Below are 14,526 nucleotides of genomic sequence, written 5' to 3'. Positions count from 1 at the left end.
CCGCGGGCCCGCCGATCCTCATATTGGCGTGGACAGCGGCGAGGGCCGCATAAGGACAAGGGAAGGAGCACGATCATGCTCAATCAGATCAAGGGCCTGCATCACGTCACCTCGATGGCGAGCGACGCGCGCCGCAACAACGAGTTCTTCACCAAGAAGCTCGGCCTGCGCCGGGTGAAAAAGACCGTCAATTTCGACGCGCCGGATGTCTACCATCTCTATTACGCCGATGAGGTCGGCACGCCGGGCTCGGTGATGACCTATTTCCCTTTCCCCGATATCGGCAAGGGCCGGCATGGCGTCGGCGAAGTCGGCACCACGGTGTTCTCGGTGCCGGAAGGCACGCTCGCCTATTGGGAAAAGCGCTTCGCCGACGAGGGCGTGGGCAACGTCGCCCGCACGGAAAGTTTCGGCGAGAAGCGGCTCACCTTCACCGGTCCGGACGGCGACAGCTTCGCGCTGGTCGAGGACAAGGCCGACAAGAGGGCGCCCTGGGTCAAGGGCGGGGTTCCCGGCGACGAGGCGATCCGCGGCTTTCACTCGGTCTTGCTCCGGCTGAAGGATGGCGGCGCCACCGAGGAGCTTTTGAAGTTCATGGGCTATGAGGAGGTCGACAAGTCCGGCAACGTCCGCCGGCTGGCGATCAAGAATGGCAATGGCGCCGACGTCGTCGACATCGAATCGCTGCCGGGCGCCGGCTTTGCCAATCTCGGCGCCGGCTCGGTGCATCACGTCGCCTTCGCGGTCGAGGACCGCGCCAAGCAGCTCGAAGTGCGCAAGGCGCTGATCGACACGGGTTATGGCGTGACGCCGGTCATCGATCGCGACTACTTCTGGGCGATCTATTTCCGCACGCCGGGCGGTGTGTTGTTCGAGGTGGCGACCAACGAACCGGGATTCGACCGCGATGAGGACACCGCGCATCTCGGCGAGGCGCTGAAGCTGCCGACCCAGCATCAGCATTTGCGGCCTTATCTCGAAGAGCATCTGCAGAAGCTGGAAGGCTGAGCCATGAGCAAGGACGCTTACATCCACAAGGTGCTGCCCGGTTCGCCGGGCGGCCCACTGCTCTTCGTCTTCCACGGCACTGGCGCGGATGAGAACCAGCTTCTTGGTTTCGGTCGCGAGCTTGTGCCTTCGGCGACGATCGTCTCGCCACGTGGCGACGTGTCGGAGCATGGTGCCGCCCGCTTCTTCCGCCGCACCGGCGAGGGCGTCTACGACATGGACGACCTGGCGCGCGCGACATCGAGTATGGCGGGCTTCGTCAAGGCGCATGTCGAGGCGGCAAAACCCTCGGCGGTGTTCGGCCTCGGCTACTCCAACGGCGCCAACGTCCTGGCTTCGGTGGTGTTCGCCGAGCCGAGCCTGTTCGACGCCACGGCGCTGATGCATCCGCTGATCCCGTTCGAGCCACGCGTCCAGGGCAGCCTTGCCGGCCGCAGCATCCTGATCACGGCCGGCAGGCGCGACCCGATCTGTCCGCCCAGCCTGACATCGCGGCTCGAGGCTTATTTGCGCGCCGACGGCGCCGATGTCACAGTGGAATGGCACGACGGCGGGCATGAGGTTCGGCCGAATGAAATCGAAGCGGCGCGGCGGCTGTTCGCGCTCGCGCCCGCTGAAGGAGGCAAGAACAATGGTTGACCAACTGCCCGAGATCGAACTGGAGGACCGCGGCTCCAAGGGACGCTACGTGCTGCGCGGCCCCGGCGGCGCCGAGGCCGAGATGACCTTCACCAAGATCGGTGAGCATCAGCTCATCATCGACCACACCGAGGTGCCGGATGTCTTTCGCGGCCAGGGCGCCGGGCTTCGGCTCGTCACCCGCGCGGTCGAGGACGCACGCGCGGCCGGCAAGAAGATCATCCCGCTCTGCCCCTTCGCCAACGCCCAGTTCCGCCGTCATCCGGAATGGGCGGATGTGCTGAAGCAATGAGCTTTCCCTTCTGGGAGAAGGTGGATCGGCGCGCAGCGCCGAGACGGATGAGGGATGCTCCAGCGGGGTGAGACGTCGGCATTCCATGGAACCCCCCTTCATCCGTCGCCTTCGGCGACCTTCTCCCATAGGGGGCCCACAAGGGGAGAAGGAGAAGCCCTTGGCATTTGCACGGCCCGATCATCTTGCCTAAGTTGACGGTTCGCCCGGACGAAACCTGTCGTCCCGCCTGTCCCCGATTTGAATGGCTTCCCTGATGACCGATACCGACCTGATCCCCGTTTTCGACGGACATAACGACACGCTGCTTCGGCTCTACCAGTCGAAGGAAGCCGACGTCGAAAAGCTGTTCATCGAGGGGACGCCGGGCGGCCATATCGACCTGCCGCGCGCTAGGAAGGGCGGCTTTGCCGGCGGCATGTTCGCTATCTTTCCGCCGCCGGTCGAGAAGTCGAAGCGCAGCGCCGTGCCGCCGGCGCCGAGCGACAATGAGCCGCTGCCGCCGGAGCTGCCGCAGGCCGAGGCGATCACCTCGACCATCGGCATGGCCTCGATCCTGTTTCGGCTGGAGCGTGCCGGCGCGTTGACCGTCTGCCGCAGCGCCGGCGATGTGCGTGACGCGATGGCGAAGGGCTCGATCGCGGCGGTGTTCCACATCGAAGGCGTCGAGGCGATCGATCCCGGGCTTGCCATGCTCGACGTGCTGCACGCCGCAGGCCTGCGCTCGCTGGGCATCGTCTGGAGCCGCCCCAACGCCTTCGGCAATGGCGTGCCGTTCCGCTTTCCTTCGTCGCCCGATACCGGGCCGGGCCTCACCGATGCTGGCAAGGCGCTGGTCAAGACCTGCAATCAGCTCCGGATCATGATCGACCTCTCGCATCTCAACGAGAAGGGCTTTCGCGATGTCGCGGCGCTTAGCGACGCGCCGCTGGTCGCCACCCATTCCAACGTGCACGCGATCTGCGGCCACTCGCGCAACCTGACCGACTGGCAGCTCGGCGCGATCCGCGAGTCGGGCGGCATGGTCGGCCTCAACTTCGCCACCGGCTTCCTGCGCGAGGACGGCCGCATGAATGCCGACACCAGTATTGATGTCATGGTGCGCCACATCGACTCGCTTTTACAGGCGCTGGGCGAGGACGGGGTCGGGCTGGGCTCGGATTTCGACGGCGCCATGATCCCAGCCCCTATCGGCGACGTCGCCGGCTTGCCGAAGCTCATCGACGCGCTCGCCGCGCGCGGTTTCGGGCGCGCGCTGATCGAGAAGATCGCCTATCGCAACTGGTTGAGCGTGCTGGAAAGGACGATCGGATAGGCCACCCCGTGTGAAGGCACAATCCGGGACGCTGGGATTGGAGCCAGAACGCTCCCCACTTCGTCATTCCAGGGTCTGCGCCGCGTCGCTTCGCTCGTTGCTCCGCCCTAGAATGACGAGGTGAAGGGCTGCTTAACCACCCATGCGCTTCAGCCAGTCCTTGCCGACGCCGCGGTCGCGGATGATCGGCAAGGGATTTTCCGCGTCGAGCCGGGCGCAGATGCGGTAGACCTCCAGCGTCTCGGCGTTCATCTCGCCGCGTTTGAAGAAGAACATCGCCGCCGCGTAGCGGGTGCGGCCGGACCACATCTCGCCGAGCGGCGTGTTGACCAGCTGCCATTGCTCGGTGGCTTCCGCTTCCAGGTCCTCCGCTTCGCTTGCCATGGTCAAAAGTCCGCGGGCGGGTTGGCGGTGCGGCGGTCGAGCTTGATGAAGGGCCGCTGCACTACCTTCGCCTTCTTCATCAGCTTCTGGTACTGCAGCTCGCGCATGGCGTAAATCTCGACCCAGAGGTCGTCGACGATGGTATCGCCATAAGGCCGCCGCAGCGAGGCAAGCGCGATGTTGCGCTTGGCCATGGGCGACCACATCGCCGCGCTGACCAATCCGACCTCCTGGCCTTTCTTGTAGTAGACGATGGCATGCTCGGCCGGAATGTTGCCTTCGATCTCCAGCCCCACCAGCACGTGGCGAAGCCTCTTCTTGGCGCGGGCTTCGAGGATGGCTCGGCGACCGTTGAAGTGGCCCTTGTCCGGATCGATCATGAAGCCGAGGCCGATCTCGTCCGGCATGCGCAGGCGGTCCGTGCGGATGGCATGCTCGGCAGCTGTGAAGTCGCTGTTGGCGACGATCAGCCCGGCTTCGAGGCGAGCGCGGTTCAGCGCGGTATAGCCGATGGCGCGGATGCCGCGCGGTTCGCCCGCCGCCATCAGCCGGTCCCACAGGCTCAGCGCCTTGTCCGCCGGCACGAACAATTCATAGCCGAGATCGCCGGTGAAGCCGGTGCGCGAGATGGTGACTTTGCCAGTTCCTTGGGGAGCGCCATCATGCGCGAATTCGGCGAGGTCGAAGAGCTTCAGCCGCTCGACCCCGGCAAAGCCCGCGTCGCGCAGGACGGCGAACGAGGTCGGGCCCTGCAGCGCCAAGCCGGCGACCGCTTCGGTCTCTTCCTCGACGCTGACGTCATAGCCGATCGCGCTGTCGAGCAGCCAGGGCAGATGCCGCTCCTGCGAGCACAGCCGAAAGCGTGTCGGCGAGAGCCTGAACAAAGTGCCGTCGTCGAGCACGAAACCTTCGTCGTCGCACCAGGCGGTGTAGTGGACGCGGCCCGGTTTCAGTTTGGTCACGTCGCGCAAGGTGACGCGGTCGAGATAGGCTTCGGCGTCCGGACCTTCGATCCGGTATTTGGTCATCGGCGAGATGTCGAAGAGTGCTGCCTGACTGCGGATGGCGAAATATTCGAGCTCCTCATCCCACAGCGAATGCGGGGCGCGGTAGCCGGCCCAGCTGTACCAATCCTGCTTCAGCCCCAGCGCGTCGATGCGTGGCTGGAGGGGCGTGCCGAGCCGCAGCGTGCGGAAGTGGGATTGCGCGGCTGCACGGGCTTCGAGGGCGGGATCAATTACCGTCTCAACCGGCTTCTTCCTGGTTGCTTGCGCCATGCTCATGCCCTCATCGCGATGATGCGGCGCGCGGCGTTGAGGCCGGGCGCGCCGGAGATGCCGCCGCCCGGATGCGAACCGGCGCCGGCAAGGAACAGCCCTTCGAGCGGCGTGTCGTAGCCCGACCAGCCGGAAACGGGCCGCGACATCAGCATCTGGTCGGCTTGCAACTCGCCATGGTGCCAATGGCCGCCGGGCATGCGGTAGCGCGCCTCGATGTCGGCGGGCGTCAACAGCTCGACGTGGCGCACCGTTGCGCCGATGCCGGGCGCATAGGTTTCGAGCTGCGCCATGATCGCCTTGAGGAATTGCGGCTTGCCGGCGGTCCAGCCCTCTTTCAGCGCATAGGGCGCGTATTGCACCACGGCCGAAAGCAGGCAGGCGCCGGACGGCGCGAGCGATGGATCGGCTAAGCTAGGCAGCGTGATCTCCATCACCGGCTCGGGCGAGAACTCGCCATATTTCGACGGGTTGAAGGCGCGCTCGACATGGTCGGGCGAAGGCGCGATGACGAGGCGGCCCTTGTGGCCGGCGGTGTCGACGCCGGTGAATTGCGGCGGCCGATCGAGCGCCAGATGCAGCTTTGCCGCGTCGCCCTTCATACGGATGTTCTTCACCTTGCGCACGAAGCCGGTGTCGACTTCGCGCGGGCCGACGAGATCGAGGATCGTCGTTGCGGGATTGATGGCGGAAACGACGGTCTTGGCGCGCAAGGTTTCGCCGCTCTGCGTGACGACACCGACGGCACGGCCCTTCTCGACGATGACCTTGGCGACCGGCGAAGCCGAGCGGATCGTAACGCCTGCCTTTTCCGCCGCCGCGCGGATGGCGGCGACGACGGCGCCCATGCCGCCTTTCGGCTGCATCTGCGCACCGGCGAGGCCGCCGATCTCGCCGGCGAGCCTATAGTAGAGGCCGAGCAGCGAGGTCGGCGAGCGCGGTCCCAGATGGGAACCCAGCGTCGCGTCGAAGGCGAGCAGGCCCTTCAGCCGATCGTCTGACAGCTGTTCGTCGAGCAGGTCGTAGACGTTCATCAAAAGCACGCGCAGGAAGTCGCGCATATCTTCCTTGCCGAGCCGCTTCAGCGCCAGCGCGGTCTGGCCGAGCCCGGTCATTTCCGCCAGCGATAGGCCGGCAAGGTCCGGCGGCCGGCGCGACAGGAACGGCTTCAGCACGCCGGCATAGCGCAGCAATTGCGCGCGCAGCTCTTTCCAGGCGGATTGCTCCGAGGGGCTGGCGCCGGTCAGCACCTCGCCATAGGCGCCGTGCAGCACCAGCGGACCGTCTCTCGACAGCGCCACCGACGGCACGAAATCGCCGCGCTCGACTTTGAGCCCGTGCCGCTCCAGCTCCAGCGTTTTCACGACATCGGGATGCAGGCGATTGAGCAGATGCGCGACGGCGGAAGCGCGAAAGCCCGGCGCGAATTCCTCGGTGCGCGCGGCGCCGCCGACATCGTTGCCGGCTTCGAGGACCAGCGCCTTGCGGCCCGCCTTTGCCAGCGTGGCGGCGGCGACGAGGCCGTTATGGCCACCGCCAATGACGATGGCATCCCAGTTCAAATCAGATGACGTCATGGGCGGGGCTCATATGCAGGGTCGGCTTGGCGAGATCGCGCAGGATCTCGGCGGCGGCGTTGCGTCCGGGCGCTCCCATGACGCCGCCGCCCGGGTGGGTGGAGGAGCCGCACATATAGAGGCCGCCGACCGGCGAGCGGTATTGCGCGTAGCCAGGCACCGGGCGGTTGAACAGCAACTGGTCGAAGGTGAGCTCGCCCTGGAAGATGTTGCCTTCGGTGAGGCCGACCTCGGCCTCGATCTCGCGCGGCGTGCGCACCTCCATGTGGACGATCCGGTCGCGGAAGCCGGGCGAATACTCGGCGATTTGGGAGATCACGCTTTCGGCGAAGCCGTCGCGGTCGGCGTCGGTCCAGTCGCGGCCGTTTATCTTGGGTGGCGCGTATTGCACGAAGCAACTCATGAAGTGCTTGCCGGGCGGCGCCATGGTCGGGTCGAGCGTGGTTGGGATCATCATGTCGAGGAAGGGATCGGCCGACCAGCGCCCGGCCTTCCAGTCGTCATAGGCGCGTTCCATGCGCTCGATGGAATCGGTGAAATGCATGTCTGCGCGGTAGACCGGCGAGTCCTTCGGCAGAGCCGGGAATTCGGGCAGCGAATCCAGCGCGATGTTGACCTTGCCGGAGGAGCCGCGGATTTTGAAATTCCTGACACGGCGCAGGAAGATGTCGGGCAGTTCCTTTTCCTCGACCAGCTTCAGGAAGGTGCGCTTGACGTCGGCATTGGAGATGACGAGCTTACCAAAAATCTCCTCGCCGCCGGCGAGCACCACGCCCTTCGCCTTGCCGTTCCTGATCAACACGTGGTCGACCTCGGTGCCGGTGCGGATGGTGCCGCCGCTGGCCTTGAAGGAGGCGGCCAGCGCCTTGGTGACGGCGCCCATGCCGCCGCGCGCGTAGCCCCAGGCGCCGACCGAGCCGTCGACCTCGCCCATATAGTGGTGGAGCAACACATAGGCCGTGCCGGGCGACATCGGGCCGAGCGCCGTGCCGATGATGCCGGAAAGCGCGAAGTTCGCCTTGATGACGTCGGTCTCGAAATACTCGTCGAGGAAGTCCGAGATCGACATCGTCCAGAAGCGCAGGGTCAGCGCCATTTCCTCGGCCGAGAGGCCGGCGAATTTTTTCCCCAGATAGAGCAGTTCGCCGAGATCGCGCGGCCTGAAGCCGGTTGGGTCGGGCGCCGTGCGCATCAAGAGCGGCTGGATGAAGCGGCACTGCCTTGTGACGTCGCGCGAATAGCGGTCATAGGCCTCGGCATCGCGCTTCGAGAAACGGGCGAACTCGCGGCGATGCGCGTCGTGGTCGCGGTAATTGGCGAGATAGTCGCCGTCGCGCGTGAACACCGCGCCGCCTTCATAGGAGATTACCTGCAGGCCGAAGCGCGGCAGCTCGAGATCGCGCATGATCTCGGGCCTGAACAGCGAGCAGACATAGGAGCAGTTCGAATAGAGGAAGCCCGGCGTCAGCTCGCGGCTGGTTGCCGCGCCGCCGACCCAGTCGTTCTTCTCGACCACCAGCACATTCAGGCCAGCGCGCTGCAGATAGCAGGCGTTGACCAGCCCGTTGTGGCCGCCGCCGATGACGATCGCGTCCCATGCCTTCATGCGGGCCGAGCCTCCATCCGGTTTCCCTATCTTCTTGTTTTTACGCAATTCCGCACGGAAAACCGCTTCACACTTTTCCTGGAATTGCTCGCTGCGTTTTGTTCCCCGATTGCCCGAATTTGGCACGGATCACAGTTTTTTGTCTAGCCATATTGAATGAATGTTCAACAAATGGTGTTGCGTTTTCCCGTTGATGCGCTAGGCTTTCCCTGCGTTCTGGACTGATCCACATCGGCATTTTGGGTTGAAGATCCAATGATCGAAACGGCTGACGCCGAGCCGGAATATGACGACACCGCCATTCGCTTCCTCGAGGCGCTATGGGGCGAGGGCTACCTGTCGCCCGGCGGTCCGGACGAGGTCGACCGCGTGGTCGAAGGCTTATCGCTCAAGGGCAAGACGATCCTCGATGTCGGCTGCGGCGCCGGCGGCATCACGCTGCATCTGGTAGCGCGGCACGGCGCGGCTCGGGCCACCGGCTTCGACGTCGAAAAGCCGGTGATCGAGACGGCAAGGCGAGGAGCGGCCCGGCAAGGTCTCGAAGACCGTGTCGGCTTCGTGCAAGCGCCGCCGGGGCCGCTGCCTTTCGCGGACGCTTCCTTCGACGTCGTCTTCTCCAAGGATGCGCTGCTGCATGTGCCGGACAAGGACGCGCTGTTCGCCGAAATTTTTCGCGTGCTGAAGCCCGGCGGGGTGTTTGCGGCGTCGAACTGGATGATCGGGCATGACGGCGAGCCGTCGCCTCAGATGAAGGCTTATGTCGCGGCCGAGGGGCTCTCCTTCGCCATGGCCTCGCCGGCACGCTATGCCGAAGCGATGCGGCGCGCCGGCTTTACCGACATCGCCGTCCGCGACCGCAATCCATGGTACCGCGAGGTCGCGCGGGAGGAACTGGTGCGCCTCAAGGGACCGCTCTACGCGCAGGCCGCCGCGGCGGTCGGCGCGGCCTATGTCGACAAGAACATCAAGACCTGGGAGGCGATGCAGAAGGTGCTTGACAGTGGCGAGCACCGCCCCACTCATCTGCGCGGTTGGAAGCCGGTCGGATAGCCGGCAATGCTGGAGACCGTCACACCCATGAAGATTGCAGAGGCGAGCGACGCTCTCCCCGAAACGACGCGCAAGGGCGATGCCGAAAAGCGCGGCCGCAAGGCCTCGAAAGAGGTCAGGCAGTTGCAGCTGATCGAGGCGACGATCGATTCGCTGGCCAAGCGCGGCTATGCCGAAACGACGATGGCCGACGTTGCAGACGGCGCGGGCCTGTCGCGCGGCATCGTCAACTTCCATTTCGAGAGCAAGGAAAAGCTGCTGATCGCCACGCTGCAGCACATGTATGACGAGTATTCGGCGCATTGGCGCACGGCCTTGCAGAAGGCGGGCGACGATCCGGCCAGGCAACTGCAGCAGCTGGTATGGGCCGATTTCGACCGCTCGATCTGCAACAAGCGCAAGCTCGCCGCCTGGCTCGCCTTCTGGGGCGAGGCCAAGTCGCGGCCGACCTACCAGGCGCTGAGCAGCTCGCGCGACGCCTATTACCAGCAGGTCTTCATCGATCTCTGCACGACGCTCAAACAGAGCGGCGGCTATGCCTATGACCCTCAGGTCATCGCCCTGGCGCTCAGCGCCATGCTCGAAGGCCTGTGGCTGCGGCTGATGATGGGGACGGAGGACACGACGCGCGAGACGGCCTTGCAGTCGGCGAATGCATTTTTGGCCGCCGCTTTCCCGAAACATTACGGTTAGCAACAGCCGGCCGCTAAGACCGGCAAGACCAAAAGAGGATGGAACAGCATGAAGAAACTCAGCCGACGCCTGACATTGACATTGGCGCTTGGCGGCGCGCTCGCGGCCTCCGCGGCAGCGCTCGCCGTCGCCGCCGACAAGGACCTGATCGTGTTCGACTGGTCCGGCTACGAGGATCCGAGCTTCCACGGCAAATATGTCGAGAAGAACGGCGACTCGCCGACCTTCGCCTTCTTCGGCGACGAGGACGAGGCGTTCGAAAAGATCCGCTCCGGCTTCAAGTCAGATCTCGGCCATCCCTGCTCGCAGAGCGTGGTGAAGTGGCGCGAGGCAGGCCTGCTGCAGCCGCTCGACACCTCCAAGATCACCGGCTGGAAGGACCTCAATCCCGGCATCATGGCGATGAAGGACCTTGCCACGACGTCCGACGGCAAGGCCTGGTTCATGCCCTGGGATTGGGGCGATACCCAGCTCACCTACAATTCCGACAAGATCGCCGAAAAGGACGTGCAGTCGCTGAAGGCCTTCGCCGATCCGAAATACAAGGGCAAGGTTTCGATCGGCGACAATGTCGACGACGCCTACGCGCTGGCCAGCCTCGCCATCGGGCTCAAGGACTGGACCAAGATGACGGACGACCAGTTCAAGCAGGCGTCCGACTTCCTGCGCCAGGTGCACAAGAATGTCCGCTCCTACTGGACCGACACAACCGACATCGTGCAACTGCTCTCCGGCGGCGAAGTCGATCTCGCCTGGGCCTGGAACGACGCGGCGGTGCAGTCGCAGGCCGCCGGCGTGCCGATCAAGTCCAAGAAGGACACCGACGAAGGCATCTCGACCTGGGTGTGCGGCTATGTGCTGTTCAAGGACGCGCCCGGCAACATCGACAAGGCCTATGACTACCTCAACGCCGTCAACGATCCGGAAGTCGCCAAGGTGCTGGTCAAGGATTGGGGCTACGGCCAGGCCAATGCCAAGGGCATGGCCGGCGTCGACCCGGCGATCCTGAAGGAAAAGGGCTATGACGACGTGGGAAAATTCGTCGACAAGACGCTGTTCCAGTCGCCGGTGCCTTCCGCGCTCAAGCTCAAGATGATCGCCGAGTTCGAGAAGATCAAAGCCGGCTATTGAGCCGAACTTCAGCGGCCCGCTCACTACAAAGCAGAGCAAGGTGAGCGGGCTCGCCAAAGCCCGGGAATTCTCCTAACCTCCCCGATATGTCCGCGATGGGGGAGTTTCTCGCGCCATGAAAACCATGCTTCGCCGCTTTGCCTTGGTTGCCGTCGTCACCATCGGCGCGGGTACCGCCTATGCGCTTGCCGAAGGCGGCGGCGACCTCGTCGTCTTCGACTGGTCCGGTTACGAGGACCCGCTGCTGCATCCGGCCTACGCCGCCAAACACGGCGCCGAGCCGACCTTCTCCTTCTTCGGCGACGAGGACGAGGCCTTCGAGAAGATGCGCGCCGGCTTCAAGGCCGATATCGCGCATCCCTGCTCGCAAAGCGTGGTGAAATGGCGCGAGGCCGGGTTGCTGCAACCGCTCGACACCTCGAAGATCGCCGGCTGGAAGGATCTCAATCCAGGCATCATGGCGATGAAGGATCTGGCCACCACCGCCGACGGCAAAGCCTGGTTCATGCCTTTCGACTGGGGCAACACTTCGCTGCTCTATCGCACCGACAAGGTGACCGCCGACGAGGCGCAGTCGCTGAAGATCTTCGCCGATCCGAAATTCAAGGGCCGCGTCACCATCGGCGACAATGTCGACGACGCCTATGCGCTGGCGAGCCTGGTCATCGGCCTGAAAGACTGGACCAAGATGACGGACGAGCAGTTCAAACAGGCCTCCGCCTTCCTGCGCGACGTGCACAAGAACATCCGCTTCTACTGGACCGACGACACCGATCTCAACCAGGCCTTCACGGGCAATGAAGTCGACCTGGTCTGGGGCTGGAACGAGACCTATGTGACGTTGAAAGGGCAGGGCCTGCCGATCGCCATGAACCGCGACACCAAGGAAGGCATCTCGACCTGGGTGTGCGGCTATGTGCTGCTCAAGGATGCGCCGGGCAAGCCCGACCAGGCCTATGATTTCCTGAGCGCCGTCAACGCGCCGGACGTTTCGGAGTATATGGTGAAAACCTTCGGCTACGGTCACGGCAACAGCGCGGGCATGGCGGCGATGGACCACAAGCTGCTCACCAACCGCGGCTTCGACAATCTCGACAAATTCCTCGACAAGACGCTGTTCCAGCAGCCGGTTGCGCCGGATTTGAAGCAGCGCATGGTCGCCGAGTTCGAGAAGATCAAGGCCGGCTATTGAGCAGCATCATCGAAAGAACCGACGTCGTCATCGTCGGCGGCGGCTTCACCGGCCTGTCCGCCGCGCTCGACTTTCAGCGCGCCGGCGTCGATTTCCTTGTGCTGGAGGCGCGCGACCGCGTCGGTGGCAGGGTGGAGGCTGTCCGCAATGGGCTCGGCGAACTGATCGACAGCGGCGGCCAGTTCCTGTGCCAGGACATGCCTGAGCTGATGGCGCTGGCCAAGGCGCGCGGCAAGACTTTCGTCGAGACCTATATCGAAGGCGAGTTCATCACCCATCCGTGGATGTCGGTCGAGGAGGCCGAGCGGACCTACCAGGTCGCCATGGCGATCCGCGAGCGCATGAACAGGATCGAGCCGGACGATCCGTCGATCGCAGGGCTGACGGTCGCGACATGGCTCGAGCGCCAGAAAGACACGACCGACGCCAAGGCAGCCTTCCGTTCGATGATCGAGGGCCTGTGGTGCCTGGCGCTGGACAAGGTGCCGCTGTGGTACCTGATCGACAATGATCGCCGCATCACCAACGAAGTATTCGAGCTGCAGTATTTCCTGCGCGAGACGATGCAGTCGCTGGCCGACGATCTGGCGGCGGACCTTGGCGATCGGCTGCGGCTGAATGAGCCGGTTGCGCGCGTCGAGCATGGGCAGCAAGGCGTTCGGGTCGTTTCGGCCCGCGGTGTGATCGAAGCGCGCACGGCGCTGGTCGCCCTGCCGCCTGCGACGGCCGCGAAGCTCGACTTCACGCCTGCCCTGCCGGCGGAGCTCGCGAGCGCGCTCGGCGTCTGGGAAAGCGGCGCGGTGATCAAGATCCTGGTGCGCTATGCCAGCCCATTCTGGCGTGAGCGGGGCCTGTGCGGCATGGTCATGTGGCGCGGCCAGCCGGGGCTGTTTGCCTGCGACGCCAGCACGGATGCCGATCATGCCGCGCTTATCGTCTTCGTCGGCGGGCCGTTGGCGCTGCGCTGGCACCCGCTCGGCGCGGCGGCATTGCAGGCGGAAGTCGCTGCAAGGCTTGTCGAGGCGCTCGGCCCGCGAGCCGCCGACGTCGTCGATTTCAGCGCGCGCGACTGGACGCATGACCGGTGGAGCGGCGGCGCCTATAGCGACCTCATCGTCGACGTGACCGCGCGGCATGCCGAACGAGCAATTCTCGCGGGCGCGCCGCCCGTCTATTTCGCCGCTTCGGAAGTGTCGCCGTCTTTCCCGGGCTATGTCGAAGGGGCGATCGTCGCCGGCCGCATCGCGGCCGGGAAGATTCAGTCGGCCATCGCCACCAGCGCCTCGGGGTCGTAGGCGAGGCGGATCGGCGCGCCGACCGGAATGTCGTCGGCGCCGAAATCGTTGGTCTCGGTCACCGAGAGCGGCTTCTCCAGTCCCGGTATCTCGACGATCAGATGCGTGATCTCGCCGAAATAGTGGCGCTCCACCACCTTGCCCGCGACCTCGAACTTTGCCGTCGCGGTGTCCCACAAGACACGCAGCCGCTCCGGCCGGATGCCAAGCGTGGCCGCGCCGCCATTGCGCACGAAAGCCCTCGGCTTGTCGGTCTTGACGCGGCCGAAGCCCAGCGTGTCGAGCACCATTGAAGTCCCGTTTTCCTCGACGATCTCGGCCTTGACGAAGTTCATGCCGCCGAGGAAGTCGGCCACTTGGCGATTGACCGGGCGCTGGTAGATCTCCTTCGGCGAGGCGACCTGGGCGATCTTGCCGCCGAACATGACGGCGATGCGGTCCGACATCGCCAGGGCCTCGTACTGGTCGTGCGTGACCAGCACGAAGGTGATGCCGACCGCCTGCTGCAGGCGGCGCAATTCGACCTGCATCTGCTCGCGCAGCTTCTTGTCGAGCGCCGAGAGCGGCTCATCTAAGAGCAGCACCTTGGGTCGCATGACCAGCGCCCGGGCTAAAGCAACGCGCTGGCGCTGGCCGCCGGAAAGCTCGGTGGCGCGGCGCTTGCCGAGACCGGTGAGCGACACCTGCGCCAATGCTTCCTCGACGCGGCGCTTCTCCTCGCCGGCGTCGAGTCTCAGCCGCCTCAGCCCATAGGCGACATTCTGCTCGACATTGAGATGCGGGAAGATCGCGTAGCTCTGGAAGACCATGTTGGTCGGCCGGCGGTTAGCGGGGATGCCGTCCATCGGCTGGCCGTCGACGGCGATGGAGCCGCTGGTCGGCGTGTCGAAACCGGCGATCATGCGCAAAAGCGTGGTCTTGCCGCAGCCGGAAGGCCCGAGCAGCGAGAAGAATTCGCCCTCCTTGATCGCCAGCGAGGCATTGTCCAGCGCCTTGAAGGCGCCGTAGCTGCGCGTGACGTCGCGGATCTCGATCATGGTGCGATCCGATTGCGTGCGCTCGGACTG

The 14,526-nt window shown here is 64.9% G+C and carries 14 protein-coding genes; 9 read left to right on the top strand and 5 right to left on the bottom strand.

Going from position 1 to position 14,526, the window contains the following annotated elements; all coding sequences use genetic code 11:
- Positions 1-75: 75 nt before the first annotated feature.
- The 4 genes from FJW07_RS26070 to FJW07_RS26055 all read left to right on the top strand — a co-directional run bounded on the left by FJW07_RS26070 (position 76) and on the right by FJW07_RS26055 (position 3,254).
- Entirely contained in the window at positions 76-1,008 is a 933-nt protein-coding gene (locus FJW07_RS26070) for a VOC family protein (RefSeq protein ID WP_140859289.1), read from the top strand.
- A 3-nt stretch (positions 1,009-1,011) separates the two neighbouring features.
- Positions 1,012-1,647 (top strand): alpha/beta hydrolase, encoded by a 636-nt coding sequence (locus FJW07_RS26065; RefSeq protein ID WP_140859288.1) that lies wholly within the window; start codon positions 1,012-1,014, stop codon positions 1,645-1,647.
- On the top strand, positions 1,640-1,939 hold the full coding sequence (locus FJW07_RS26060; protein WP_140859287.1) for a GNAT family N-acetyltransferase: 300 nt from the start codon (positions 1,640-1,642) through the stop codon (positions 1,937-1,939). The genes FJW07_RS26065 and FJW07_RS26060 overlap by 8 nt, the downstream gene beginning before the upstream one ends.
- 256 nt (positions 1,940-2,195) lie before the next feature.
- Positions 2,196-3,254, top strand: a complete 1,059-nt coding sequence (locus tag FJW07_RS26055; protein WP_140859286.1) for a dipeptidase — start codon at positions 2,196-2,198, stop codon at positions 3,252-3,254.
- A gap of 132 nt (positions 3,255-3,386) precedes the next feature.
- On the opposite strand, the gene FJW07_RS26050 is transcribed toward FJW07_RS26055, so the two are convergent.
- Genes FJW07_RS26050 through FJW07_RS26035 form a run of 4 tightly spaced genes read right to left on the bottom strand, consistent with a single transcriptional unit; the run spans position 3,387 to position 8,098 of the window.
- Complete coding sequence (locus tag FJW07_RS26050) at positions 3,387-3,638, bottom strand: hypothetical protein (protein WP_140704757.1); 252 nt, start codon at positions 3,636-3,638, stop codon at positions 3,387-3,389.
- 2 nt (positions 3,639-3,640) lie between these two features.
- Positions 3,641-4,915 (bottom strand): aminomethyltransferase family protein, encoded by a 1,275-nt coding sequence (locus tag FJW07_RS26045; protein ID WP_140859285.1) that lies wholly within the window; start codon positions 4,913-4,915, stop codon positions 3,641-3,643.
- A gap of 2 nt (positions 4,916-4,917) precedes the next feature.
- On the bottom strand, positions 4,918-6,492 hold the full coding sequence (locus FJW07_RS26040; protein WP_140859284.1) for an NAD(P)/FAD-dependent oxidoreductase: 1,575 nt from the start codon (positions 6,490-6,492) through the stop codon (positions 4,918-4,920).
- The gene (locus tag FJW07_RS26035; protein WP_140859283.1) at positions 6,479-8,098 is read right to left on the bottom strand and encodes an NAD(P)/FAD-dependent oxidoreductase; all 1,620 of its coding nucleotides are present in this window, start codon (positions 8,096-8,098) and stop codon (positions 6,479-6,481) included. Before FJW07_RS26035 ends, FJW07_RS26040 begins: the two co-directional genes overlap by 14 nt.
- A gap of 255 nt (positions 8,099-8,353) precedes the next feature.
- Between FJW07_RS26035 and FJW07_RS26030 the strand changes: the two genes are divergently transcribed.
- The 5 genes from FJW07_RS26030 to FJW07_RS26010 all read left to right on the top strand — a co-directional run bounded on the left by FJW07_RS26030 (position 8,354) and on the right by FJW07_RS26010 (position 13,459).
- The gene (locus FJW07_RS26030; RefSeq protein WP_140859282.1) at positions 8,354-9,148 is read left to right on the top strand and encodes a class I SAM-dependent methyltransferase; all 795 of its coding nucleotides are present in this window, start codon (positions 8,354-8,356) and stop codon (positions 9,146-9,148) included.
- Between the two features lie 6 nt (positions 9,149-9,154).
- The gene (gene betI / locus FJW07_RS26025) at positions 9,155-9,841 is read left to right on the top strand and encodes a transcriptional regulator BetI (protein WP_140859281.1); all 687 of its coding nucleotides are present in this window, start codon (positions 9,155-9,157) and stop codon (positions 9,839-9,841) included.
- 48 nt (positions 9,842-9,889) lie between these two features.
- A complete protein-coding gene (locus FJW07_RS26020; RefSeq protein ID WP_140859280.1) occupies positions 9,890-10,972 on the top strand; it encodes an ABC transporter substrate-binding protein in 1,083 nt (360 codons plus the stop codon).
- Between the two features lie 115 nt (positions 10,973-11,087).
- Positions 11,088-12,164 carry an extracellular solute-binding protein gene (locus FJW07_RS26015; RefSeq protein ID WP_140859279.1) on the top strand — a complete coding sequence of 359 codons (1,077 nt, stop codon included), beginning with the start codon at positions 11,088-11,090 and terminating at the stop codon, positions 12,162-12,164.
- Entirely contained in the window at positions 12,161-13,459 is a 1,299-nt protein-coding gene (locus FJW07_RS26010) for a flavin monoamine oxidase family protein (RefSeq protein ID WP_140859278.1), read from the top strand. The genes FJW07_RS26015 and FJW07_RS26010 overlap by 4 nt, the downstream gene beginning before the upstream one ends.
- Here FJW07_RS26010 and FJW07_RS26005 read toward each other — a convergent pair.
- Positions 13,423-14,496 carry an ABC transporter ATP-binding protein gene (locus FJW07_RS26005; RefSeq protein ID WP_140859322.1) on the bottom strand — a complete coding sequence of 358 codons (1,074 nt, stop codon included), beginning with the start codon at positions 14,494-14,496 and terminating at the stop codon, positions 13,423-13,425. The genes FJW07_RS26010 and FJW07_RS26005 overlap by 37 nt on opposite strands.
- Positions 14,497-14,526: the final 30 nt, after the last annotated feature.

Origin of the sequence: Mesorhizobium sp. B3-1-9, assembly GCF_006439595.1 — a bacterium.
Classification (GTDB): Bacteria; Pseudomonadota; Alphaproteobacteria; order Rhizobiales; family Rhizobiaceae; genus Mesorhizobium.
The sequence above is the reverse complement of the archived record's forward strand: the minus strand, read 5'-3'. Positions and strand labels throughout refer to the sequence as shown.

Coding starts and splice junctions, on each gene's coding strand:
- FJW07_RS26050 (WP_140704757.1), bottom strand. CDS start 3,638: ATGGCAAGCGAAGCGGAGGACCTGGAAGCGGAAGCCACCGAGCAATGG.
- FJW07_RS26065 (WP_140859288.1), top strand. CDS start 1,012: ATGAGCAAGGACGCTTACATCCACAAGGTGCTGCCCGGTTCGCCGGGC.
- FJW07_RS26070 (WP_140859289.1), top strand. CDS start 76: ATGCTCAATCAGATCAAGGGCCTGCATCACGTCACCTCGATGGCGAGC.
- FJW07_RS26015 (WP_140859279.1), top strand. CDS start 11,088: ATGAAAACCATGCTTCGCCGCTTTGCCTTGGTTGCCGTCGTCACCATC.
- FJW07_RS26055 (WP_140859286.1), top strand. CDS start 2,196: ATGACCGATACCGACCTGATCCCCGTTTTCGACGGACATAACGACACG.
- FJW07_RS26040 (WP_140859284.1), bottom strand. CDS start 6,492: ATGACGTCATCTGATTTGAACTGGGATGCCATCGTCATTGGCGGTGGC.
- FJW07_RS26045 (WP_140859285.1), bottom strand. CDS start 4,915: ATGGCGCAAGCAACCAGGAAGAAGCCGGTTGAGACGGTAATTGATCCC.
- FJW07_RS26005 (WP_140859322.1), bottom strand. CDS start 14,496: ATGATCGAGATCCGCGACGTCACGCGCAGCTACGGCGCCTTCAAGGCG.
- FJW07_RS26020 (WP_140859280.1), top strand. CDS start 9,890: ATGAAGAAACTCAGCCGACGCCTGACATTGACATTGGCGCTTGGCGGC.
- FJW07_RS26035 (WP_140859283.1), bottom strand. CDS start 8,098: ATGAAGGCATGGGACGCGATCGTCATCGGCGGCGGCCACAACGGGCTG.
- betI (WP_140859281.1), top strand. CDS start 9,155: ATGCTGGAGACCGTCACACCCATGAAGATTGCAGAGGCGAGCGACGCT.
- FJW07_RS26030 (WP_140859282.1), top strand. CDS start 8,354: ATGATCGAAACGGCTGACGCCGAGCCGGAATATGACGACACCGCCATT.
- FJW07_RS26060 (WP_140859287.1), top strand. CDS start 1,640: ATGGTTGACCAACTGCCCGAGATCGAACTGGAGGACCGCGGCTCCAAG.